The sequence below is a fragment of the Vibrio sp. ES.051 genome (genome assembly GCF_002563795.1).
Classification (GTDB): domain Bacteria; phylum Pseudomonadota; class Gammaproteobacteria; order Enterobacterales; family Vibrionaceae; genus Vibrio.
The window spans coordinates 448,613-472,103 of record NZ_PDJL01000005.1 but is presented as its reverse complement, the minus strand read 5'-3'; the positions used below and the strand labels follow the sequence as shown (position 1 = coordinate 472,103).

The following is a 23,491-nucleotide window of genomic DNA, read 5'->3' as shown; positions in this document are numbered from 1 at the left end:
AATTATGGAAAAACTTGTAGAACCTTGTGCTTTCTTTATTCGTATTCACTAGAATACTCGGTTGATAATAGGCCGTTATAATTATTCAAACAGGCTATGGCACCAACATCATTCATTATGGAGTTACCATGAGTAACCAAGCTGTAAATAAAGCACCATCATCGAAGCCGAGCGGGATGGAGCGCTTTCTAAACTTTATCGAGCGAACAGGTAACAAAATTCCAGATCCTGCGATTTTGTTCTTCTGGGCATTGATTCTCACTTGGGCTGCATCTGCACTTTTATCGAATGTCACATTCGACCTTCCAAACCCTCGAACGGGTGAAGCTCTGACTATCACCAACCTTCTGACGGGAGAAGCACTGGCAAGTTTCCTAGCGAACATGGTGACTACCTTCACCGGTTTTGCGCCGCTAGGTATCGTACTGGTTGCCATGTTGGGTGTTGGTGTGGCGGACTCTTCTGGCTTTATCACCACTGGCCTTAAGAAAATGCTGAACTTTACCCCAGCTAAGCTTCTTACCCCTATGCTGATCTTAGTGGCTATCGTATCGCATACTGCAGCAGACGCAGGTTATGTGTTGGTTATTCCTCTAGGTGGTATTATTTTTCACGCTGCAGGTCGCCATCCGTTGGCGGGTATTGCCGCGGCGTTTGCCGGTGTATCCGGTGGTTTCTCCGCAAACTTTATCCCTTCAGGTATTGATCCACTACTGGCGGGTTTTACTCAAACGGCAGCACAGGTTCTCGACCCTGAATATGTGGTTAATCCACTCGCAAACATCTTTTTTACTGGATTGTCTTCCGTTCTGATTGTGGCTATCGGTTGGTATGTCACCGAAAAAGTTATTGAGCCTCGTCTCTCTAAAATGCCGATTGATGATGATGCTGAAACTGCGCCAAACCTAGGCTCTTTCACTGAGATTGAATCAAAAGCATTCAGCTACGCAGGTTGGGCGATGATGGGGGGCATTGCACTGCTAGTCGCAGCACTGCTGCCAGAAACGTCAGCACTACGTTCTCCTGAAGGTGAAATAACAGCGTTCTCTGCGCCTATCATGAAGTCTATTGTGCCGTTGATCTTCATTTTATTTATCATTCCTGGTTACGTCTACGGGCGAGTTGCAGGGACGTTCAGGACCAGTAACGACATCATTAAAGCAATGGCTGACACTATGTCGACCATGGGCGCTTACATTGTAATGTCTTTCTTTTGTGCGCAGTTTTTATCGTCGTTTGCTCAGTCAAATATCGGAACAATGCTTGCGCTATATGGTGCCGAAGGTCTGAAAGCGATGAACCTACCAGGTGAAGTTACCATCATAGGTATGATCCTTCTGACGGCGTCTGTAAATCTGCTTATCGGCTCGGCGTCAGCGAAATGGGCTCTGATTGGGCCGATTTTGGTCCCTATGCTGATGGCGGTTGGCATTTCCCCTGAACTTTCTCAAGCCGCGTATCGTGTTGGTGATTCGGTATCGAACATCATTTCACCTCTGATGGTATTCTTCCCTCTCGTGGTGGTTTACTGTCAACGTTACGTGAAGTCTGCCGGTATTGGCACGTTGGCGTCGATGATGATGCCGTTCTCTATTGCGATGCTGATTGGTTGGTCAGTGTTCCTAGTCGCTTACTGGATGATAGGTATCCCACTGGGAATTCAAGCACCCTACACTTACACTATGTAATTGATACTACAATCAAGCTTAAAGCGCAGCCCTAGGGGCTGCGCTTTTTTTCTCAGAGAGGGAGGCTTTTTCCCTTGAATTTTTACTAGACGTTTCATTACCCAGTTGTGCGGCTGTAGCGAAACAAAACTTAGTGGTAATATTCCTGCACTCAACAGCTATTTTTCTCTGGAGCCCTCTTGTCTAACCATCCATTTACCCCTCAAGACGAATTGTTTATGCGCCGAGCCATCGAGCTTGCCAAGGTGGCCGAAGTGGAAGGTGAGGTGCCCGTAGGTGCCGTTTTAGTCAAAGACGGAGAGATCATCGCTGAAGGTTGGAACCGCTCTATCTGTGCTCACGATGCGACAGCACACGCCGAGATTCAAACATTACGCAAAGCCGGTAAAGTGCTAGAGAATTATCGTTTGCTTGATACCACGTTATACGTGACTCTAGAGCCATGTCCAATGTGTGCTGGGGCCTTATTACACAGTCGAGTCAAGCGAGTGGTGTTTGGGGCGCCAGATCTCAAAGCGGGCGCGGCTGGTACGGTACTTAACCTTTTTGAAAGTCAGGCTGCCTACCATTATGCAAGGATCGATAAAGGTCTTTTAGAAGATGAATGTCGTACACAGCTGCAAGCGTTTTTTAAGCGTCGCCGTAAAGAAACGAAAGCCAAAAAACAAGCACAAAAAGCGCTAGAGAACGGACAGGATGGACAATAAAACGAGCGAAACTGAGCAAAGATCTACTATTTAGTCGAAGTTTGCCTATGGATACAAACCACAAGTGCTCTCTTTGGTGCCAGTATGGTGCAGGGCTGCGTCAACAACCACAATGGATAAGAATTACATTCAATTGTAAGAGGTAATCCGCTTAGGATGCTCGAATGGATAATGGCTTGTATTACTCGCAATATTGGATTTTAGAGAAGCTTTAGCTTAGTTAGGGCTTAATAAAAATGACGAGCCTATGAGCTCGTCATTTTTCTCACTTATTCTTCGAGAGCTTCTTTTATTGGCTCTTCAACCGTTACTTTTGAGGCGCCAGACACTTGCTCTGCCATTGTCTCTACGGCCCCTGAAGTGAGTAGCTCAGGGTTGAGTGGTGGAATGACTTGCAAGTCATCACTGTTCTCATCAACCGTTGGCGTCTGGCTAACATGCCCAACGATGGATTGATAGTAGCGACGAATGTTTTCGACGTAATTGAGTGCTTCATCCCCTCGGGCGTAACCATAGCGAGTTTGGCTGTAGTAACGCTTTTGGCGTAGTAACGGTAGCCTGTCTTTCACATCGGCCCATGCATCAGGATCGCCACCTTGTGCTTTGGTGAGCCGTCGAGCATCCATCATATGGCCATAGCCGATATTGTATGAGGCCAAAGCGAACCATATTTTTTCATGCTCATTGATACTATCCGGAACTCGGCCAACAATACGACGCAAGTACTCGACGCCTCCTCGAACGGATTGCTCCGGATCAAGTCGGTTTGTAACGTCAACACTCTTCGCGGTAGGGAGGGTGAGCATCATCATTCCTCTAACGCCGGTAGGGGACTTGGCTCTTGGTTTCCAATGGGATTCTTGATAAGCCAATGCTGCAATTAGGCGCCAATCAAATTCTTCACTGTATTTTTGGAATAGGGGGGCCCACTTCGGCAACTTATCATCAAGAGCTCGAATAAAGGCTCGTGTATCCACGTAGTCAAAAGCTTCGATATGACCGATGTACTTCTCTTCGAGTGTGGCGAGATCTCCCGATTGTTTGATGTTACCGAAAAACTCAATCAGCATGGCATACAAGCTTTCATCTTCAGAGCGGCGCGTAAACCAAGAGACTGGTTGATCTTCTGTCAGTTCGAAAGCAAGCGCTAAATCTGGATAAAGGCGCTGAGCCAGTGACAGCTCGACTGAGTCAGTTACCGTAAAACGAAGTTCACCCGTTGACACATATTTTAGTAAATCTCGAGTATCCGCATCTCCCACAATTTCAAATTGCAGTTCTGGATACTGTTTTCTCAATGCCGTCAGTGTGGGAACATATTGTGACTGCTCAACGATTTTCAGTGTTTGAGTACCAGCGTTGGTACCTTCTTCAGCTTGGCTGTCTTTCGATGCTTGGTACTCAATCAGTTGTTCAATGTCGCGAGGTCGAAGTTGTCCATTTTTATAAACAACTTGTTGGCTTACGTAGTAATAAGCTGGGCCGGGCCTAAATCGCTTCACGGCTTGAGGCGTTTGATTTAAACCTGTCGCAATAATATCGATATCCCCTTTCTTCAGAGCAGGGAAAAGATCAGCTTGACGAAATGCAGGCTTAATTTCGAGTTTTACGTCGAGTTGTTCTGCGAACTGACGTGCCAGTTCGTAGTCTAATCCTGCGGGACCGTCGGGGCCAATATAATAGGAAAGCTGGTCGTTTAGCGTGCCCACTCGAAGCACACCACGTTCTTGAATTTGTTCGAATTCACTTTTTGGATCCGATTCAATCTGACAGGCAGAAAGTAGTAGCACAGAAACAGAAAGTAGGGCGCTGCGCTTGAATCGGTTGAACTGACTTATTTGCATTAATAGGTACGTCTCGGGAAATTTCTATCTACCTTTATATCAAAGCGCGGTCATGGGGCAAAGTGAATCACACCGTTAGAGTGCGACGTTGTGTGTTTTATCGACATTTTGGCTTCAACTCATATTTGATGAAAAAATGACGCAAACGGTTGCTTCTGGTGTTACATCACAAAAACAATTGCTATATAATGCGCTCGCAGCGGAGAGGTGAAATCGGCATAAGTTCGAGGTTTATTGTTTTAACATACTGAATTTATTCCAATATCACCTTAATCAATAGTATAAGAGACCTAAGCTCATGAGAATTTTGCGTGGCTCCCCAGCTCTTTCTGAGTTCCGTGTTAATAAACTTCTGGAACTTTGTCGTGAACAAGCTCTGCCTGTAACGGGCATTTATGCCGAGTTTATGCATTTTGCAGATCTCAAATCTGACCTTGACGGCCAAGAGTTCGAAAAACTTCAAAAGTTGCTGACTTACGGCCCAACTATCGAAGAGCATGAGCCTGAAGGCCTTCTACTGCTTGTTACCCCTCGTCCTGGCACCATTTCTCCTTGGTCTTCTAAATCTACGGACATTGCCATTAACTGCGGTTTAGAAAAAGTGAAACGTCTTGAAAGAGGCACGGCGTATTACATAGAAACGTCCACTGCACTTTCTAACGCCCAAGTAGCCGACGTAAAAGCACTTATCTATGATCGTATGATGGAAACGGTATTCACAGAATTCGAAGCTGCGTCAGCACTGTTCACAGTCGCAGAGCCTAAGCCTGTGGCGCATGTTGATATCTTAGCGGGCGGTCGTCTTGCGCTTGAACAAGCAAACGTTTCCCTAGGTTTGGCGCTAGCCGAAGATGAAATTGATTACTTGGTAGAGAATTTTACTAAGCTTGGTCGTAACCCAAACGACATTGAATTGATGATGTTTGCTCAGGCTAACTCAGAGCACTGTCGCCACAAAATTTTTAACGCAGATTGGACTATCGACGGGGTTGAGCAACCGAAGTCGCTGTTCAAGATGATCAAAAACACGTTTGAAACGACACCAGACTACGTTCTATCTGCCTACAAAGACAATGCGGCGGTGATGACGGGGTCTAAAGCTGGTCGTTTCTTCCCAGATCCAAAAACACGTCAATACCATTACCACCAAGAAGATGCGCATATTTTGATGAAGGTTGAAACCCACAATCACCCAACGGCAATTTCACCGTGGCCTGGGGCTTCAACCGGTTCTGGTGGTGAGATCCGTGACGAAGGTGCAACCGGTATTGGTGGTAAACCAAAGGCTGGTTTAGTTGGTTTTACGACTTCGAATTTACGTATTCCTGGCTTTGAGCAGCCGTGGGAAACGGACTTTGGCAAGCCTGGCCGGATAGTCAACGCGCTAGACATTATGCTAGAAGGCCCTTTAGGTGGCGCAGCGTTTAACAACGAATTTGGTCGCCCAAACCTATTGGGGTACTTCCGTACTTACGAAGAAAAAGTGACGTCACACGCAGGCGAAGAAGTGCGTGGTTACCACAAGCCAATCATGATTGCTGGTGGTATGGGGAACATTCGTGACGAACATGTGCAAAAGAAAGAAATTCCAGTTGGTGCGAGCCTGATCGTACTTGGCGGCCCAGCCATGAACATCGGTCTTGGTGGCGGGGCTGCATCGTCAATGGCGTCTGGTCAGTCGGCAGAAGATTTAGATTTTGCGTCAGTACAGCGTGAAAACCCAGAGATGGAACGTCGCTGTCAGGAAGTGATCGACCGTTGTTGGCAGCTAGGCGACGACAACCCAATCGCATTTATCCACGATGTGGGCGCGGGCGGTATCTCGAATGCCTTACCTGAGCTTGTCGACGACGGTGAGCGTGGCGGTAAGTTCCAGCTCCGTGATGTTCCCAATGATGAGCCGGGCATGAGCCCGCTAGAAATCTGGTGTAATGAATCTCAGGAACGTTACGTTCTTGCGGTCGCACCAGAGAACATGGCAGTATTTGATGCGATTTGTAAGCGTGAACGCACACCGTACGCTGTTGTCGGTGTCGCAACAGAAGAACGCCATCTAACATTAGAAGATTCGCACTTCGATAACACACCTATCGACATGCCAATGGATATCCTACTTGGCAAAACACCGAAGATGCACCGCGACGCTAAAACACTGAAAGTGGAGAGCCCAGCAATGTCGCGTAATGGTATCGAAATCAATCAAGCGGCAGACCGAGTCCTACGTTTACCAGCCGTCGCGGAAAAGACCTTCTTGATCACCATTGGTGACCGCACAGTGTCAGGCCTAGTGGCTCGTGACCAAATGGTTGGCCCTTGGCAGGTACCAGTGGCGAACTGTGCAGTAACTGCCGCGAGTTACGATACTTATCACGGCGAAGCGATGTCGATGGGGGAGCGTACACCCGTAGCGCTGCTCGATTTCGGTGCATCAGCACGTCTAGCGGTCGGTGAGTCACTAACTAATATCGCAGCGACTGATATTGGTGATATCAAACACATCAAGTTGTCGGCAAACTGGATGTCGCCGGCGGGTCACCCAGGTGAAGATGCGGGTCTTTATGAAGCGGTGAAAGCGGTCGGTGAGGAGCTGTGTCCAGCGCTCGGTCTGACTATCCCAGTAGGTAAAGATTCCATGTCGATGAAAACTCAGTGGGAAGAGAAAGGTGAGATCAAAGAGGTCACATCGCCACTGTCTCTTGTGATCACGGCATTTGGCCGTGTGGAAGACGTACGTAAGACCGTGACCCCACAACTACGCACTGACAAAGGTGAATCTTTCCTTATTCTTGTTGACCTAGGTAACGGTAAGAACCGTCTGGGTGCGACAGCATTGGCACAGGTTTACAAACAGCTTGGTGATAAACCAGCTGATGTTGATAACGCTGAGCAGCTCAAAGGCTTCTTCGATGCGATACAATCTTTAGTTCGTGATGACAAGTTGGTGGCTTACCATGATAAAGGCGATGGTGGCCTATTCGTGACACTTGCTGAGATGGCATTCGCGGGTCACAGTGGTGTGAAAGCAAACATCGCCGAGTTAGGTGATGATACGCTTGCTGCGCTATTTAATGAAGAATTAGGTGCGGTGGTTCAGGTTAAGAACGATGATCTAGATGCAGTGCTATCAACGCTAGCGGCAAACGGTCTAGAAACGTGCTCACACGTGATTGGCTCTGTTGAAGCTTCAGATAACTTCGTTATTACTTCAGGTGATGCAGTTGTACTTGAACGTTCTCGTACTGAACTACGCACTATCTGGGCTGAAACGACGCATAAGATGCAGGCGTTACGCGATAACCCAGCATGTGCAGACCAAGAATTTGAAGCGAAGAAAGACAACACAGACCCAGGTTTGAGCGTGAAGTTAAGCTTTGATGTTAACGAAGATATCGCAGCGCCTTACATTGCAAAAGGTGCGAAGCCTAAGATGGCGATTCTACGTGAGCAAGGCGTTAACTCCCACGTTGAAATGGCAGCAGCGTTTGACCGCGCAGGTTTTGAAGCGACGGATATCCACATGAGTGACATCCTAGCGGGTCAAGCCGTTCTGGATGAATACCACGGCCTAGTGGCTTGTGGTGGCTTCTCTTATGGCGACGTACTAGGTGCGGGTGAAGGTTGGGCTAAGTCTATCCTGTTTAACGCACAAGCTCGTGAGCAATTTCAAGTGTTTTTCGAGCGCAATAACACTTTCTCTTTAGGGGTGTGTAATGGTTGTCAGATGCTATCAAATTTGAAAGAGCTGATCCCCGGTGCTGACTTATGGCCGCGCTTTGTACGCAACCAATCAGAACGTTTCGAAGCGCGCTTTAGTCTCGTTGAAGTTCAGAAATCTGATTCTGTATTCTTCGGCGGTATGGCAGGTTCGCGTATGCCAATCGCAGTTTCCCACGGTGAAGGTCGTGTAGAAGTACGTGATACTGACCACCTAGCTGCGATTGAAGCATCAGGTACGGTTGCGGTTCGTTACGTGGATAATCTTGGTAACCCAACGCAACAATACCCGAACAACCCGAACGGTTCGCCAAATGCGATTACCGGCTTAACAACGCAAGACGGCCGTGTGACTATCATGATGCCGCACCCAGAGCGCGTATTCCGCACTGTAGCGAACTCATGGGCACCAGAAGGTTGGGGCGAGAACGGTGCATGGATGCGTATGTTCCAAAACGCGCGTAAGAATCTCGGTTAATCCAGTTTCGCCTTGAAAAATGATAAGCGCAGTTCGAAAGAGCTGCGCGTTTTTATTATTAGCGGGGAGAACATTGCATCGTGTATTTTTCGCGAAAAAATTACAGCAAAACACTGGATTTTATGCTCTAATACCGCGCTTACCAAGGGATGGTGTTAAACAGCTCAGCTTAGATGGAGTTATCAAGTTGACCGAATCCCTGATTAATCCCTTAGGAAATGAAAGACATGTCTAAAAATCCAAAATTTGCTATTCGTATCACTGAAAAACGTAATGGTTGGAGCGCTGAAATCACTCGACAAGTGACGTCTCGCAAAACCGTTGTATCAAAGCGTGAAACCGGCTTTGACAGTGAAGCCAAAGCACAAGCTTGGGCTGAAAAAGAACTGGCTGAATTTATTCAAAACCAAGTTGTTCGTAACGAGCGTAAAGCAGTACAACGCCAAGAGCGTGAGGCTGAACAGCTTGCAGCAAAAGCTCGCAAAGAAGAAACTCGTCAAGCGCGCGAAGCTGACGCTGACGAAGAATAATTGCACATTGCCAAGCGTTGATTTTTATGCCGCTGGGCATGAAGTTAGAAATGCCCTGAGTTTATCTCGGGGCATTTTTATTTACGCAGAATTATAAACCGTTCGAAGAAACCGATAGATTAAACGGCCCTTTTACTCGCATTGAAAATTGCTCATTTCAGGTTGTTCATTATTTTCGTCGCCGACTGTACCAGTAGGTTGCTAGCTCGTAACCTGAGTCATTCAAAATCTCACCATTGCCAGCTTTCATGTTATCAGAGTCTTCTTCTGGGCCATTTACGAGGAATAAAGTGAATCGTTTTCGCCTAGATTGTTAGCGTATAAGTATTTTTTCATGCGTGGCAAAGTACGAGGTAGCGTGTTGTGAGGGAATAAAAAAGCCCAGCAGTTGAGGAGCAGGGCTAGTAGTTGGTTGGATAAAAATGTAAACAAGGTGAGTCAGTTAATGCTCCACGGTGGCACTATGGAGTCTCAAGCCTAATCTGCCCGGTTGTGACTTGATCAACATCGAACTCCGTCAGCTCTTCGATATAATTTTCTACAACTTGTGCTGCCATACCATCACCTAGTTTGAAGTAAGCCAGATGGAAGGTGGCGTCGCCTTCATTAACCAATGGCAGTGTTTGTTGGCCGATAACAAAACCACTTTTTGGTGCCTTTACTTCGATCTCATTGTGGCCGAGAGGAGAGCTGATGTAAGCAAGGATTTCTCCTTGTTCGACTTTGTCTCCTAGGTTCACGACAGTGCGTAAAATGCCGTTTCCAGATGCGCGCACCCAGCTGGTGGATTTTGCAATCACAGGTTCTCGGTTCTTTTTGCGACTGGCGCGTAGCATACCGATGGCCTGCATGACGCGTTGAACACCCAGCACCCCTGCGCTGATTGATAACGGGTCAAAGCGCAACGCTTCCCCAGCTTCGTAAGTCAATACTGGAATATCGCATTTCTCGGCTTCACTGCGTAAAGAGCCGTCACGCAACGCAGAGTCTACAATCACTGGTGTGGCAAAAGCTTTGGCGATGCGCAAGGTTTCGGGGTTACTCAAGTTTGCACGGATCTGAGGCAGGTTGGTGCGGTGAATGGCACCTGTGTGTAGGTCTAAAATGTAATCACAGCGTTTAGCGATATTATTAAAGAAACCGTGTGCGATACGAGACGCGAGGGCGCCTTTTTCACTACCAGGAAAGCAGCGATTGAGATCTCGTCGGTCGGGTAGGTAACGGGATTTATGAATAAAACCGAACACGTTGACAATTGGGACCGCAATGACCGTGCCTTTCAGCTTTTGCGGATCCAGTTGATTGATGATCTGACGAACGATTTCTACACCATTAAGTTCATCGCCATGGATAGCAGCGTTCACCATTAATACTGGCCCTTCTTGTTTACCATGGATGATCTCCACAGGAATCGCGAGGGGGGAATGTGTGTACAATTGTGCCACTGCGAATTCGATCTCTAATCGTTGCCCTGGTTGGACTTGATATCCGAGAAGCTCAAATACTTTATTTTTTTTAGTTCTGGTCATAAACCATCTCTGCCGTATGCGTTAGCAACAATGTAACAACTGCTTCAAAATCACACTAATCATTCTCATTACCGACACGATAAATTGTTCTAATCAATCTGAGTAAAAGTTCATCAGGTGTTATATTTTCGTTTTAATTTTAACTTTATATCAGTGTAATACATAGCTCGATAGAAAGAACAGGTGGGAATAATAAGCTTTATCGCGACTTGTGCCGAAAGCTGCGATAAAGCATAAAAAAAGGTGCCACTGAGGCACCTTTTTTTATGTATGACGTTTGTTTTGCAATTATGCTTTTTCAGGAATGGCTTCTAACAACGCAACCATTTGATCCCAATATAATTGAACCGTATCAATCTTCACTTTCTCATCAGGAGAGTGAGGGAATTTGATCGTTGGACCGAAAGAAACCATGTCCATATGTGGGTAAGGTTCTTTGAACAGACCGCACTCAAGACCCGCATGGATCACCATAATATTTGGTTTATGACCGTAAATACCTTCGTACATGTCACGGAAAATGGTCATGATTGCTGAATCTGCATCTGGCTTCCAACCAGGGTAAGCCCCAGAGAACTGAATTTGTGTACCCGATAATTCGGAGATTGAGCGAAGCATACTTTCTACTTGGCTACGGCCAGAGTCAATCAGCGAGCGAATCAAGCAAAGCACGGTGACTTTGTTCTGTTGTGTATTGATTACACCAACGTTGAGTGACGTTTCTACAACACCTTCCACTTCATCACTCATGCGTATTACGCCATTTGGGCAAGCATTAAGTGCGGCAATGAAACGCTGCTGATCCGCAACAGAAAAAACTTGGGCGCGAGTAGTGATGACTTCGTTGAAAGTGACGATATCAGTTTCAATTTTACCTAGCTCAGTTTTAAGTAGAGCTGTGTATTGATTAAATAGCGCCGATAATGTTGCTTGGTTTTTTTCAGGAAGGGCAACGGTGACAAACGCTTCACGAGGAATGGCGTTGCGTAAGCTACCACCACGGAACTCCACTAAACGTAAGTCTAGTTCCTGAGCATGGCCAGCGAGGAATCGACCAAGCAACTTGTTTGCGTTGCCTCGGCCGGTGTGAATATCACAACCGGAGTGACCACCTTTTAGCCCTTTAAGTGTTAACTGACGAGTGACGAAACCTGCCGGAATCGATTCTCGATTGATATCGAAAGCCATAGTCGCATCGACACCACCGGCACAGCCCATGTACACTTCGCCTTCTTGCTCAGAGTCAGTATTTAGAAGGATCTCACCTTCTAGCCAACCTGCTTCAAGGCCGAAAGCGCCCGTCATTCCTGCTTCCTCATCGATGGTTAGCAGTACTTCTAAAGGCCCATGCTGGATTTCTTTTGACGCCAGCACGGCAAGACAAGATGCCATGCCAATCCCATTGTCTGCACCAAGCGTTGTCCCTTTTGCGGTGACCCACTCGCCATCAATGTAAGGTTGGATGGGATCGGTTGTGAAGTCGTGCTCGGTGTCTTCATTTTTTTGCGGCACCATGTCGATATGCGCTTGAAGGACAACGCCCTTCTTATTCTCCATTCCAAGTGTCGCAGGTTTCTTAATAAATACGTTACCCGTTGGGTCTCGACGAACATCAAGTCCTTGCTCTGTAGCCCAGTTAGTAATGTATTGGGCTAATGCTTCTTCATGTTTGGATGGATGAGGGATAGAACAAATCTTATCGAAAAACTGCCAAAGTGGAGCAGGTGATAAGGTACTGACTTCAGAATGGAACTCAGACACGGAGGACTCCTTTTTTATGTGCTTTGCCAAATATATACCGTAAAAAGTTATTGGGTTAGCATTGAATGCTGGACGATTTGGCTTTCAGATTATCGTTTAGCATACCACCAGATAAAGGGGACGAGTAGTCGCTGGTGTAAGGATTTCTTCCTGAACTGTCACACGTTTATAAACGTTAAATCGGTCTTTGTGCTCTCTTTTTATACCGATTGAAAGATAGCTTATTTTTAAATTACAGATGTGTAGTTTAATTACATTAAAAATTTGAGCTGGATCGGTATAAATAACTTTTTGTGACTTGAATCACCAAATTTGTTGTAATTAAATTTCTTGGTGGTATATTTATAACCAGCTTCTGAGAGAAGAACGAAATGCTCAAAGGATGAGTCCGTTTTATCGCCTCCAAGGAACCGAGAAATCAACGATTGTTTTAATTGATTTAAAAGGTGATAGTTATGAAAGGTTTACCAAGTGCAATGTTCTGGAATAGCAAATCTGTTTACACCGGCAACTTTGTATACCCAACAAGCTTTGGCTACTAATTGCAGTCAACGCATGTGACTCGAACAGTTTGTTCACCCCTATAAATTGGAATTTCTTTTCAGCGATAGCGCTGATATGATTCGCCGCCACCCTGTTTGGGTGGCGTTTTTTTATGCCTTTTTTCTACTGTTGGCTAAGTTATCACCATCAAGCCTCCATTCTCTGACGAATCCTTCTCGTTATTTCATTTTTCTATTAAATCTGCCTGAATTTCATGTCAAAAAGCGTCTTTTTTGTTTGAAAGTTTAGTACATTGTTCAGTTTATACACGGTGCAAAGTTTCGAGTTTATTTTTGTTAATCTTTGTTTTATATAAACTTTTTTATTTATAGTTTTTGTTTCTAACTAATAAGTTTCATATCCTACGAAAAAAAATGCATTAGAGTGAAGATTCTACCTAGAATTTACTATTTGATAACTTTATAATTCACGCCAATCGATTACGCAACCGTTTACTTTTCCACCTTTACAGGATTTGATCATGCTCGAGAGGCTATTTAAACTCAGTGAAAATGGCACTAATGTGCGCACTGAGATCATCGCAGGTATTACCACCTTTCTTACCATGGCTTACATTATTTTTGTAAACCCAGCTATCCTTTCGGATACTGGTATGGACCGTGGTGCTATTTTTGTTGCGACTTGTCTTGCGGCGGCTATTGGCTGTTTCATTATGGGATTTGTTGCTAACTACCCAATCGCCCAAGCTCCAGGCATGGGACTTAACGCATTTTTTACTTATTCTGTTGTATTGGGAATGGGCTACACATGGCAAGTCGCATTGGCTGCTGTGTTTGTTTCTGGTCTGCTGTTCATTCTTCTGAGTGTGTTTAAGATCCGAGAGTGGATCATCAACTCGATTCCACACTCTTTGCGTACTGGCATTTCGGCCGGTATCGGACTTTTTCTTGCTTTTATCGCATTGAAAAACGCAGGGATAGTGGTTGATAATCCGGCAACATTGGTTTCAATGGGAGACATCACTTCATTAACTTCAGTGCTGGCGGCTATTGGCTTTTTTCTAACGATTGCGCTGGTTCACCGTGGTGTGAGAGGCGCCGTTATGATTGCTATTCTGGGTGTTACGGCGCTGGGTCTGTTATTGGGTGATGTGCAGTGGGGGGGCATTATGTCAACACCACCAAGTATCGCCCCAACCTTCATGCAATTGGACTTCTCTGGTTTGTTTGAAGTTGGCATGATCTCAATTGTATTTGCTTTCCTATTTGTCGATTTGTTTGATACCGCAGGTACGCTAGTTGGTGTTTCTCAAAAAGCAGGCCTAACTGATGAGAATGGCAACATTCCTCGCCTAAACAAAGCGCTCCTTGCGGACTCAACCGCGACTTCAGTTGGTGCTCTACTGGGCACATCGAATACGACTTCTTATATTGAGAGCGTTTCTGGTGTCGCTGCGGGAGGTCGTACTGGTCTAACAGCAGTGGTTGTTGGCGTACTCTTCTTGCTTGCTCTATTGTTCTCGCCACTAGCAGGTATGATCCCGGCTTACGCAACGTCGGGTGCTTTGTTTTATGTCGCGATTTTGATGCTGTCTGGGCTCGTAAGCATCGACTGGCGTGACCTAACTGAAGCCTCTCCAGTGGTGGTGACTTGTTTGGTTATGCCATTAACTTTCTCTATTGCAGAAGGTATTACACTTGGTTTTATCGCTTACTCCGCTATCAAGCTATTCAGTGGCAAAGGGCGTGAGGTGTCGATGAGTGTTTGGGTGATGTCAGCTATTTTCATCGTTAAATACCTGGTCGGTTAATTTTTCACAACCAGTCCGTGTGAATGTTCGTCCACACTGACTGGTTGTTTGTAGAGTATACTCGAATTCACCGAATAGGATTTTTCTGCACAGTAGACAGAGAATTTTGACATCAGCGTTGGTATTAATAACGTGTTTCGGTAGAATAATCGTTTGCGCAGCTTGAAACCCCGTCTTTTTACGTAAGAAGATTCTAGTAAATACATCGCTATATTTAAGGAATATTACTGGAGCTGGGGGATGCATATTTTCAATTTATTAGGTTATTACAATGAGTAAAAAATTCATTATCACTTGGGATGCAATGCAGGCTTATTGCCGTGAACTGGCTGAGAAACAAATGCCAGCTGAGCAATGGAAAGGTATTTGGGCGGTAAGCCGTGGTGGCTTGGTACCAGGCGCTATTTTGGCTCGCGAGCTAGGCATTCGTTACGTAGATACTATTTGTATTTCAAGCTATGACCATGATCATCAGCGCGATATGACAGTGCTTAAAGCACCGGAAGGCGATGGTGAAGGTTACTTAATCGTTGAAGACCTAGTAGACAGCGGTGATACTGCACGTAAATTGCGTGAGATGTATCCAAAAGCGAAAATGATCGCTGTTTGCGCTAAGCCATCGGGTAAAGAGTTGTTAGATGACTACGTCGTGGACATCGCGCAAGACACATGGATCGAACAGCCATGGGATATGTCCATCCAGTATGCTGAGCCAGTGAATCGCAAACAAAAATAATTGCTATTGAAGAATATTGAGAAATGCCCCTGTATAGGGGCATTTTTTTTATTATCATTATATTTATTGCCAATAGCCTAGGGTTCTTTCTATGTCTGAAGACGTCAGTAAAAATATTTCCGAAACTTTGTTCGTGAAACATAAGCAAGCAAAAGAAACCTCAGCCCTCACTCAATACATGCCGAGCAGTCAAAAGATTCTTGATGAGCGAGAATCACAGGGGGGGAGTGCTTGGTATCGTCATTTACGCCGCTTACAATGGGCATGGCAAGGGTTGTCGCCAATAGAGATGGAAGGTGTACTGTCTAAGATCGCTTCTTCCTCACACTCTCGAACTAATGATAACTGGTTAGATACCGTCATGGGTTACCACAACGGTAACTGGACGTTTGAGTGGATCAAATTAGGCATGGAGCATCAAAGGCGTTCGAGTGAGTTGCAAGGTGAAGCGGCCGCGGATGAGCTGTTCACTGCCTCTTTGTGTTTCAGTATCGCAGGCTATCCACACCTTAAGAACGATAACTTGGCATTACAGGCTCAAGTGCTGGCAAATAAGGCTTATTCAGATGGTGCAGAAAAAACGCAGTACACCATTAAGCAAATTGAAGTGCCTTATCAAAATCGCAAAATCATTGCGAATCTGCATCTACCTAGAACCGATAAACAATTGCCAGTCGTGATGGTGAGCGCGGGGCTAGACTCGTTGCAAACCGATATGTGGCGTTTGTTCCGTAACCATCTCGCCCCGAAAGATATTGCGATGTTGACGGTCGACATGCCGTCAGTCGGGCATAGTTCACACTGGCCTTTAACTGAAAATTCAAGCTGCCTTCACCAAGCAGTACTGAATGAGCTTTATTCACTACCTTGGGTCGATCATCATAAAGTTGGTTTAGTCGGATTCCGTTTTGGCGGTAATGCGATGATACGTCTCTCATTTGTCGAACAAGAGAAGATCAAAGCGTGCGTCGCATTGGGCGCACCAGTGCACGATATCTTTACTTCCCCAGAAAAGCTGCAAAAGATGCCGAAGATGTATCTGGATCTTTTAGCTTCTCGGTTCGGTAAGAATACCGTCGATATTAACAGTATGGCTGGGCAGATGATGGCGTGGTCGTTGAAAGTACAAGGGTTTTTGAGTAGTCGAAGAACGAAGGTGCCTATTCTGGCACTGAGTTTAGAAGGGGATCCTGTCTCGCCACACAGCGATAACCAACTTGTCGCGTTGTTCAGTCAGTATGGCCGAGCTAAGAAGATCAGTTCCAAAACGATTACAAAAGGATATGAGCAATCCCTCGATTTAGCCATAAAGTGGTTAGAAGATGAACTATTAAGATGACAAAGCTTCTAAATTAGTTAAAAGTGATGTAACTGAGCAAAAAACAAGCTCATGATAATTAAAATAATAATCATTCTGGGTGTTTACTTTTAACTATGGAAATGGAGATTCATATGTCAGAGACAACTAAGGGCCCAACCCACTTTCGCTTGATATCAAAGTTGAAGGCAATTGGCCCCTATCTACGCGAACCGCAATCACAAGAAGGGCGTTACTATTTTGATTGCTTATCGGTTTGTATAGACGAAAAAAAATCGCCAGAAAAGCGAGAGTTTTGGGGTTGGTGGATGGACTTGGAATCCATCGAAGGAGGCTTTACAGCAAAATATCACATCGGTAAATACAATAAAGAAGGCCTGTGGGTATCAGAAGTATTACCTAAAAAAACGACAGAGGAAGTCTACCTAACACAGAGAACCTTCCATCAAAAACTCGTTGATACTTTAGAAGAGCATTTCAAACTAGAAGTCGAATATCACACGGAGTCTTTCGATTTCGTCTAATTTGCTGGCTTTAATTTAGAACAAAACAAAAAGGTGCGTTTTCGCACCTTTTCTCTTGTTAAATCCTTATTTGATTGTTAAAACATCCCCTCTTTATTTGTTTTTCACTTCAGAAGACATCATGACAACGAATCAACAAAATGCAGTTGTTTCACAACCACAAACCGTCGTTGTGAAACTGGGTACAAGTGTGCTAACAGGCGGCACGTTGGCGCTCGATCGTGCTCACATGGTTGAGCTGGCGCGTCAGTGTGCAGAGCTTAAAAAACAAGGTCATTCAGTAGTAATGGTTTCGTCTGGTGCGATTGCAGCAGGCCGTGAGCACCTTGGATACCCCGCATTGCCCAACGATATGGCGAGCAAACAGCTACTTGCCGCGGTGGGCCAGAGCCGTTTGATTCAGGCATGGGAATCGTTGTTTAGTATTTATGGGATTAAAATTGGTCAGATGTTATTGACGCGTGCCGACTTAGAAGATCGTGAGCGTTTTCTTAATGCACGTGACACCATTAATGCCCTTGTTGCAAATGACATTATTCCTATCGTGAACGAAAACGATGCCGTGGCAACGAGCGAAATTAAAGTCGGTGATAATGACAACCTTTCTGCTTTGGTCGGCATTTTGTGTGGTGCAGATAAACTGTTGCTCCTCACCGACCAAAAAGGCTTATTTACTGCCGATCCGCGTAAAGATCCAAGCGCAGAGCTGATCAAAGAAGTGAAAACCATCGATGACACATTGCGTAAAATTGCAGGTGGAAGTGGGACAACGCTAGGCACGGGCGGTATGGCAACCAAACTGCAAGCGGCAGATATTGCTCGCCATGCGGGTATTGAAGTTATTATCGCTGCCGGCAGTGCACCAAATGTTATCTTTGACTCTTTAAGTTCAGAACCACAGGGCACACGTTTCTTGCCCTGTTCAGAAGCACTGGAAAATCGTAAGCGTTGGATTCTTGCTGGTCCTGCCGCCTCTGGCGACATCATTATTGATGATGGTGCCGTTAAGGCTGTAGTTGGTAAAGGCAGTAGCTTGTTGGCAAAAGGAGTGGTCAAAGTTAGTGGAGACTTTGCCCGTGGCGAAGTCGCGCGCATAACAAATTCTCACGGAAAATTGGTGGCTCGGGGTATTAGCGCTTACTCGAGCGACGATCTTACAAAAATCACGGGTAAGCACAGTAAAGATATCATCTCTATTTTGGGCCATGATTATGGTTCAGAGGTGATTCATCGTGATGATCTGGTCGTCATTCAAGAATAAAATTAGAGGGAAGCAACATGGATTTAACGAACATGGGTAAAGCTGCCAAAACTGCAGCTTTTGAACTGGCGACAGCGTCAACCGCGCAAAAAAATCAAGCACTCTCTATCATCGCTGACGAGTTAGAAGCGCACTCTGCAACTATTTTGGCGGCGAATGAAAAAGACATTGAGTTAGGCCGAAAAGCGGGCCTGACAGAAGCGCTATTAGATCGCTTACTTCTCAATGAAGAGCGATTAACGGCGATAGCCAATGACGTACGCAATGTTATTAGCTTGAATGATCCTGTTGGCAGTGAAATGGATAGCAAAGTGCTAGAAAACGGCATGTCGTTGTCTCGCCGCCGGGTACCACTGGGTGTGGTTGGTGTGATTTACGAAGCACGGCCAAATGTAACGATCGATATTGCAGCCCTGTGTTTAAAAACGGGCAACGCCAGCATCTTACGTGGTGGTAAAGAGACGTTTTTCTCAAATGTGGAACTGGTGAAAGTGATCCAGTCTGCATTGACAAAAGCCAACCTGCCAGCGGCATCTGTTCAATACATTGAGAAGCCAGATCGTGAGCTTGTCTCTCAGCTACTAAAATTGGATGAGTTCGTGGATATGATCATCCCACGTGGTGGTGCGAGTTTGCACAAAATGTGTAAAGAGAATAGTACGATTCCCGTTATTATTGGCGGCTTTGGTATCAGCCACATCTTTGTGGATGAATCGGCGGATCTTGAGAAGTCTTTAAATGTGGTTGAAAACTCAAAAGTGCAGCGTCCGTCGGCATGTAACTCTTTAGATACCCTGTTGGTGCATGAGAAGGTTGCAACGCAATTCCTACCAATGATCGTTGAGCGCATGAACGACAAAGTCACGTTCGTTGCAGAGCAAAAAGCCAAAGTATTGATGGCGAAAGCGAAACAAGTACGTGATGCGGGGGAAGATGATTTTGATACGGAATGGTTGAGCTACACCCTAGGAGTCAAAGTTGTGTCTGACGTAAAAGACGCGATTGACCATATGCGTGTGCACAATGCCAGCCATTCAGATGCAATCATGACTAACAGTTTGGAAAACTCAGAGCTGTTCATCAATTCTGTAGGCTCTGCGGCGGTTTATGTGAATGCCTCAACGCGCTTTACTGACGGTGCGCAATTTGGTCTAGGGGCTGAAGTTGCAGTATCCACGCAAAAGCTGCATGCCCGCGGACCAATGGGATTGGAAGAGCTAACTAGCTACAAGTGGGTTGGTAAAGCAAATTACTTAGTACGCGGTTAACATATTCGACTTGATATTGATTGAAAAAGGGGCGCTAACGCCCCTTTTTGTTTTCTATGGCATATCAATTCCGCTACACTACAGGGGCTTTGATTCGGCTCTATACCCAAATGACTTCAAACAAGACGAAGTACATGGCCGTGGTTAACTGATGCCAACTTTCGAGGTTATTTTGGTATAGATATGGAGGTGATATGCATTGTCCTTTTTGTTCCGAGAACGATACAAAAGTGATTGATTCTCGCTTAGTCGCAGATGGCCATCAAGTCCGTCGTCGTCGTCAATGCCTAGCGTGCAGCGAACGTTTTACTACGTTTGAGACGGCTGAGTTAGTGATGCCAAAAGTGATTAAATCTAATGGTAATCGCGAACCATTTGATGAAGATAAAATGGTCGGCGGTATTCAGCGTGCGTTGGAAAAACGCCCAGTGAGCGCAGACGCGATAGAGTTAGCGATCAGTATGATTAAATCGCAACTGCGAGCAACAGGTGAACGTGAAGTACCCAGTGACATGATAGGTAATTTGGTGATGGACCAGCTTAAAGAGTTAGATAAAGTGGCTTACATTCGTTTTGCTTCCGTTTATCGTAGCTTTGAAGATATTCGCGAGTTTGGCGAAGAGATTGCCCGCCTTGAAGACTAAGTTGCCCATGACTCAATACACTCCTCAAATAGAATTTTCCTCTCAAGATTTTTCCATGATGTCGCGAGCAATCATGCTAGCGAAACGTGGTGTTTTCACCACCGCCCCAAACCCGAATGTCGGTTGCGTTATTGTGCGTGATGACGAGATTGTGGGCGAAGGCTACCATCATCGTGCCGGTGAGCCTCATGCTGAAGTGCATGCATTGCGTATGGCTGGTAAGAAAGCCGAGGGCGCGACTGCTTACGTTACCCTAGAGCCGTGCTCTCACTATGGCCGAACGCCACCGTGTGCTGAAGGGTTGATTAAAGCGAAAGTGGCACGTGTAGTATGTGCAATGCAAGACCCAAATCCTCAAGTTGCTGGTCGCGGTATCCAGATGCTGCGAGATGCGGGCGTTGAGGTTCATGTAGGCTTGCTAGAACATGACGCGAATGCGCTCAATCCGGGTTTTATTAAATTTATGCGTACCGGGATGCCGTTTATTCAGTTGAAAATGGCTGCAAGCTTGGATGGCCAAAGTGCCCTGAGCAATGGCCAAAGCCAATGGATTACCTCCCTAAATGCTCGCCAAGATGTACAGCGTTACCGTGCCATAAGTGGCGGTATTCTCTCTACCAGTAAAACCGTGGTTGATGATAACGCATCGCTGAATGTGCGCTGGGATGACTTGCCAGAAAGCGTCCAAGCACAGTATTTACGAGAAGATCTTCGCCAGCCCGCAAGAGTGATTTTAGATCGCCAGAATCATCTTACGGATACGCTTAAACTGTTTAATACTGAGGGGGAGCGTATCATCGTTAGCCAAGGTGGTGACATAGTTCCGCAATTGGATAGCTCTGGTCACGTGGATCTTGCAGCGATATTCAAAAGCGCTGCGAACGATTTCCAGATCAATCATTTATGGGTAGAAGCGGGAGCAACCTTCGCGAGTGCGCTAATTAAAGCTAATCTTGTCGATGAGTTGATTGTTTATCTCGCGCCAAAATTGATGGGAAGTGACGGTCGTGGCTTAATTGGTGCGCTTGGGTTGACTGAGATGGCGAAAGTCATTGATTTAAACATTACTGATGTTCGTATGGTGGGGGTGGACATCCGCATCACCGCTACGATCAAACGCACTGAAATCTAGATAAGAAGCATTATGTTTACAGGAATTGTAGAGGCAGTTGGCATACTCACTGCCATCACGCCGAAGGGCGAAGACATCACCGTCACCGTTGAAACAAGTCAACTTGATATGTCTGATGTCAAGTTAGGTGACAGTATTGCGACCAATGGTGTTTGTTTGACTGTGGTTGATTTCGGCAACCACTATTACAGTGCCGACTTGTCTTTAGAGACACTGAAAAAAACGGGGTTTGCAGAATATCAGGTTGGCGATAAGGTAAATTTAGAAAAAGCCATGCTGCCAACCACGCGTTTTGGTGGTCATATTGTTTCTGGTCACGTCGATGGCGTGGGAGAAATTGTAGAACGTAATCACGTTGGCCGAGCGATAGAGTTTTGGGTCGCAATGCCAGTTGCAATCAGCAAGTATGTGGCAGGAAAAGGCTCTATCACGGTTGATGGTATTAGCTTGACCGTGAACGACTTACGTAAAAATGCGTTCAAATTGACGATTGTTCCTCATACTAGTGAAGAAACTACTATTGACCAATTTCAAGTGGGACGTAAAGTTAATCTAGAAGTTGATGTGCTCGCTCGTTACATGGAGCGCTTGCTGCAAGGTCAGCAAGAAGAGAAGTCAGAATCTGGAATCACCATGGACTTTTTACAGCAAAATGGTTTTGCCTAATGCCTGTATGGTCGAGGTGATTAAGTTAAACCAAAGCTCAGACGGTAACGTTGAGTGTATGAGTAACAAGACGTTAACCATTGCTGCCGCAATAATAAATTTAGAATAACGGGAAAACAGATTATGCCAATCAGTACGCCACAAGAGATTATTGATGATATCCGTACGGGTAAAATGGTCATCTTAATGGATGATGAAGATCGTGAGAACGAAGGGGATTTGATCATGGCTGCCGAGCATATTACGCCGGAAGCGATCAACTTTATGGCAACTCACGGCCGTGGTTTGATTTGTTTGACAATGACAAAAGCGCGTTGTGAAAGTTTAGGCTTGCCACCAATGGTGCAAGATAATAATGCGCAGTACACCACGAATTTTACGGTTTCAATTGAAGCAGCTGAAGGTGTCACAACGGGAATTTCTGCAGCAGATCGGGCTCGTACTGTTCAAGCTGCGGTGGCTCCAAAAGCGAAAGCCGCAGACTTAGTTCAGCCTGGTCATATTTTTCCTTTAGCGGCACAAGATGGTGGCGTATTAACTCGTGCCGGTCATACAGAAGCTGGTTGTGATTTAGCTCGGCTAGCGGGTCTTGAACCAGCATCGGTTATCGTCGAAATCTTAAATGACGACGGCACCATGGCTCGTCGCCCTGATCTAGAGATCTTTGCAGAGAAGCACGGCATTAAACTAGGCACTATCGCCGACTTAATTGAGTACCGCAATAACACCGAAACCACCATCGAGCGTGTGGCGGAGTGTAAATTACCGACAGAGTTTGGTGAATTTACGCTGGTCACTTATAAAGATACCATCGATAACCAAGTGCATTACGCAATGTGCAAAGGTGACTTACAAGAAGGCGCGCCATTGGTACGTGTGCACCTACAAGATATCTTTACCGATTTGCTGCGCAGTGACCGAAATGCGGAACGCAGTTGGACGCTAGACAAAGCGATGAAACGCATCGGTGAAGAGGGCGGGGTGTTGGTCGTGCTTGGTCATGAAGAGTCAACAGAGTTACTCATCCATCGCGTGAAAATGTTCGAAGCGCAAGACAAAGGCGAAGCGCCAACGCTTGCGAAAAAGCAAGGAACGTCTCGCCGTGTGGGGGTGGGATCGCAAATTCTGGCGGATTTGGGCATACATGACATGCGCCTTTTATCGTCGACTAACAAAAAATATCACGCATTGAGTGGCTTTGGTCTGAACGTGGTTGAATACGTCTGCGATTAACGGCTGGACGATAAGTTTCTAGTCTTTTACGAGCTTAAGCTACAAACGACTAGGAACTGGTGGTCTGCATCCAATTTCCATTAGATATTGCTCACAAATTTGTGCTAGAATCCGGCGATTCTCACTTGATGAACATATTTCACT

Annotated in this window: 17 protein-coding genes; 14 read left to right on the top strand and 3 right to left on the bottom strand. The window is 45.7% G+C overall.

Features of this window, described 5'->3' with window-relative positions; genetic code table 11:
• Positions 1–128 precede the first annotated feature (128 nt).
• Both ATG66_RS16380 and tadA read left to right on the top strand, forming a co-directional pair.
• Positions 129–1,688 (top strand): AbgT family transporter, encoded by a 1,560-nt coding sequence (locus ATG66_RS16380; protein WP_098416306.1) that lies wholly within the window; start codon positions 129–131, stop codon positions 1,686–1,688.
• A 179-nt stretch (positions 1,689–1,867) separates the two neighbouring features.
• Complete coding sequence (gene tadA / locus ATG66_RS16375; RefSeq protein WP_098416305.1) at positions 1,868–2,395, top strand: tRNA adenosine(34) deaminase TadA; 528 nt, start codon at positions 1,868–1,870, stop codon at positions 2,393–2,395.
• A 269-nt stretch (positions 2,396–2,664) separates the two neighbouring features.
• On the opposite strand, the gene mltF is transcribed toward tadA, so the two are convergent.
• Complete coding sequence (gene mltF, locus ATG66_RS16370) at positions 2,665–4,239, bottom strand: membrane-bound lytic murein transglycosylase MltF (protein ID WP_098416304.1); 1,575 nt, start codon at positions 4,237–4,239, stop codon at positions 2,665–2,667.
• A gap of 298 nt (positions 4,240–4,537) precedes the next feature.
• Here mltF and purL point away from each other — a divergent pair, with 298 nt between their 5' ends.
• Together purL and ATG66_RS16360 are read left to right on the top strand one after the other, a co-directional pair.
• Positions 4,538–8,431 carry a phosphoribosylformylglycinamidine synthase gene (gene purL / locus ATG66_RS16365; RefSeq protein ID WP_098416303.1) on the top strand — a complete coding sequence of 1,298 codons (3,894 nt, stop codon included), beginning with the start codon at positions 4,538–4,540 and terminating at the stop codon, positions 8,429–8,431.
• A gap of 227 nt (positions 8,432–8,658) precedes the next feature.
• Positions 8,659–8,961, top strand: coding sequence for a DUF3622 domain-containing protein (locus ATG66_RS16360; protein WP_098416302.1), 303 nt, complete (start codon positions 8,659–8,661; stop codon positions 8,959–8,961).
• Between the two features lie 461 nt (positions 8,962–9,422).
• Here ATG66_RS16360 and ATG66_RS16355 read toward each other — a convergent pair whose 3' ends face one another.
• On the bottom strand, positions 9,423–10,490 hold the full coding sequence (locus ATG66_RS16355; protein WP_098416301.1) for a succinylglutamate desuccinylase/aspartoacylase family protein: 1,068 nt from the start codon (positions 10,488–10,490) through the stop codon (positions 9,423–9,425).
• Positions 10,491–10,778: 288 nt separating this feature from the next.
• Positions 10,779–12,251, bottom strand: coding sequence for an aminoacyl-histidine dipeptidase (locus ATG66_RS16350; RefSeq protein WP_098416300.1), 1,473 nt, complete (start codon positions 12,249–12,251; stop codon positions 10,779–10,781).
• A gap of 1,024 nt (positions 12,252–13,275) precedes the next feature.
• Here ATG66_RS16350 and ATG66_RS16345 point away from each other — a divergent pair.
• The 10 genes from ATG66_RS16345 to ribBA all read left to right on the top strand — a co-directional run bounded on the left by ATG66_RS16345 (position 13,276) and on the right by ribBA (position 23,347).
• Positions 13,276–14,565, top strand: coding sequence for an NCS2 family permease (locus ATG66_RS16345; protein WP_098416299.1), 1,290 nt, complete (start codon positions 13,276–13,278; stop codon positions 14,563–14,565).
• 271 nt (positions 14,566–14,836) lie between these two features.
• A complete protein-coding gene (gene tet(34), locus ATG66_RS16340) occupies positions 14,837–15,301 on the top strand; it encodes an oxytetracycline resistance phosphoribosyltransferase domain-containing protein Tet(34) (protein ID WP_054389787.1) in 465 nt (154 codons plus the stop codon).
• A 91-nt stretch (positions 15,302–15,392) separates the two neighbouring features.
• Positions 15,393–16,640: an esterase FrsA gene (frsA, locus tag ATG66_RS16335; RefSeq protein WP_098416298.1), complete on the top strand. Its 1,248-nt coding sequence runs from the start codon at positions 15,393–15,395 to the stop codon at positions 16,638–16,640.
• Positions 16,641–16,753: 113 nt separating this feature from the next.
• The gene (crl, locus tag ATG66_RS16330; RefSeq protein ID WP_098416297.1) at positions 16,754–17,143 is read left to right on the top strand and encodes a sigma factor-binding protein Crl; all 390 of its coding nucleotides are present in this window, start codon (positions 16,754–16,756) and stop codon (positions 17,141–17,143) included.
• 121 nt (positions 17,144–17,264) lie between these two features.
• Positions 17,265–18,404, top strand: coding sequence for a glutamate 5-kinase (proB, locus tag ATG66_RS16325; protein WP_098416296.1), 1,140 nt, complete (start codon positions 17,265–17,267; stop codon positions 18,402–18,404).
• Between the two features lie 17 nt (positions 18,405–18,421).
• Positions 18,422–19,672 (top strand): glutamate-5-semialdehyde dehydrogenase, encoded by a 1,251-nt coding sequence (locus tag ATG66_RS16320; protein ID WP_098416295.1) that lies wholly within the window; start codon positions 18,422–18,424, stop codon positions 19,670–19,672.
• 194 nt (positions 19,673–19,866) lie between these two features.
• The gene (gene nrdR, locus ATG66_RS16315; RefSeq protein ID WP_098416294.1) at positions 19,867–20,316 is read left to right on the top strand and encodes a transcriptional regulator NrdR; all 450 of its coding nucleotides are present in this window, start codon (positions 19,867–19,869) and stop codon (positions 20,314–20,316) included.
• A gap of 7 nt (positions 20,317–20,323) precedes the next feature.
• Positions 20,324–21,448 carry a bifunctional diaminohydroxyphosphoribosylaminopyrimidine deaminase/5-amino-6-(5-phosphoribosylamino)uracil reductase RibD gene (gene ribD, locus ATG66_RS16310; RefSeq protein ID WP_098416293.1) on the top strand — a complete coding sequence of 375 codons (1,125 nt, stop codon included), beginning with the start codon at positions 20,324–20,326 and terminating at the stop codon, positions 21,446–21,448.
• Positions 21,449–21,460: 12 nt separating this feature from the next.
• A complete protein-coding gene (locus ATG66_RS16305; protein WP_098416292.1) occupies positions 21,461–22,114 on the top strand; it encodes a riboflavin synthase in 654 nt (217 codons plus the stop codon).
• 123 nt (positions 22,115–22,237) lie between these two features.
• Complete coding sequence (gene ribBA, locus ATG66_RS16300) at positions 22,238–23,347, top strand: bifunctional 3,4-dihydroxy-2-butanone-4-phosphate synthase/GTP cyclohydrolase II (protein ID WP_098416291.1); 1,110 nt, start codon at positions 22,238–22,240, stop codon at positions 23,345–23,347.
• The last annotated feature ends 144 nt before the right edge of the window (positions 23,348–23,491 follow it).

Coding starts and splice junctions, on each gene's coding strand:
- ATG66_RS16320 (WP_098416295.1), top strand. CDS start 18,422: ATGGATTTAACGAACATGGGTAAAGCTGCCAAAACTGCAGCTTTTGAA.
- nrdR (WP_098416294.1), top strand. CDS start 19,867: ATGCATTGTCCTTTTTGTTCCGAGAACGATACAAAAGTGATTGATTCT.
- proB (WP_098416296.1), top strand. CDS start 17,265: ATGACAACGAATCAACAAAATGCAGTTGTTTCACAACCACAAACCGTC.
- ATG66_RS16360 (WP_098416302.1), top strand. CDS start 8,659: ATGTCTAAAAATCCAAAATTTGCTATTCGTATCACTGAAAAACGTAAT.
- mltF (WP_098416304.1), bottom strand. CDS start 4,239: ATGCAAATAAGTCAGTTCAACCGATTCAAGCGCAGCGCCCTACTTTCT.
- crl (WP_098416297.1), top strand. CDS start 16,754: ATGTCAGAGACAACTAAGGGCCCAACCCACTTTCGCTTGATATCAAAG.
- purL (WP_098416303.1), top strand. CDS start 4,538: ATGAGAATTTTGCGTGGCTCCCCAGCTCTTTCTGAGTTCCGTGTTAAT.
- ATG66_RS16305 (WP_098416292.1), top strand. CDS start 21,461: ATGTTTACAGGAATTGTAGAGGCAGTTGGCATACTCACTGCCATCACG.
- ATG66_RS16355 (WP_098416301.1), bottom strand. CDS start 10,490: ATGACCAGAACTAAAAAAAATAAAGTATTTGAGCTTCTCGGATATCAA.
- frsA (WP_098416298.1), top strand. CDS start 15,393: ATGTCTGAAGACGTCAGTAAAAATATTTCCGAAACTTTGTTCGTGAAA.
- ribD (WP_098416293.1), top strand. CDS start 20,324: ATGACTCAATACACTCCTCAAATAGAATTTTCCTCTCAAGATTTTTCC.
- ATG66_RS16380 (WP_098416306.1), top strand. CDS start 129: ATGAGTAACCAAGCTGTAAATAAAGCACCATCATCGAAGCCGAGCGGG.
- ribBA (WP_098416291.1), top strand. CDS start 22,238: ATGCCAATCAGTACGCCACAAGAGATTATTGATGATATCCGTACGGGT.
- ATG66_RS16345 (WP_098416299.1), top strand. CDS start 13,276: ATGCTCGAGAGGCTATTTAAACTCAGTGAAAATGGCACTAATGTGCGC.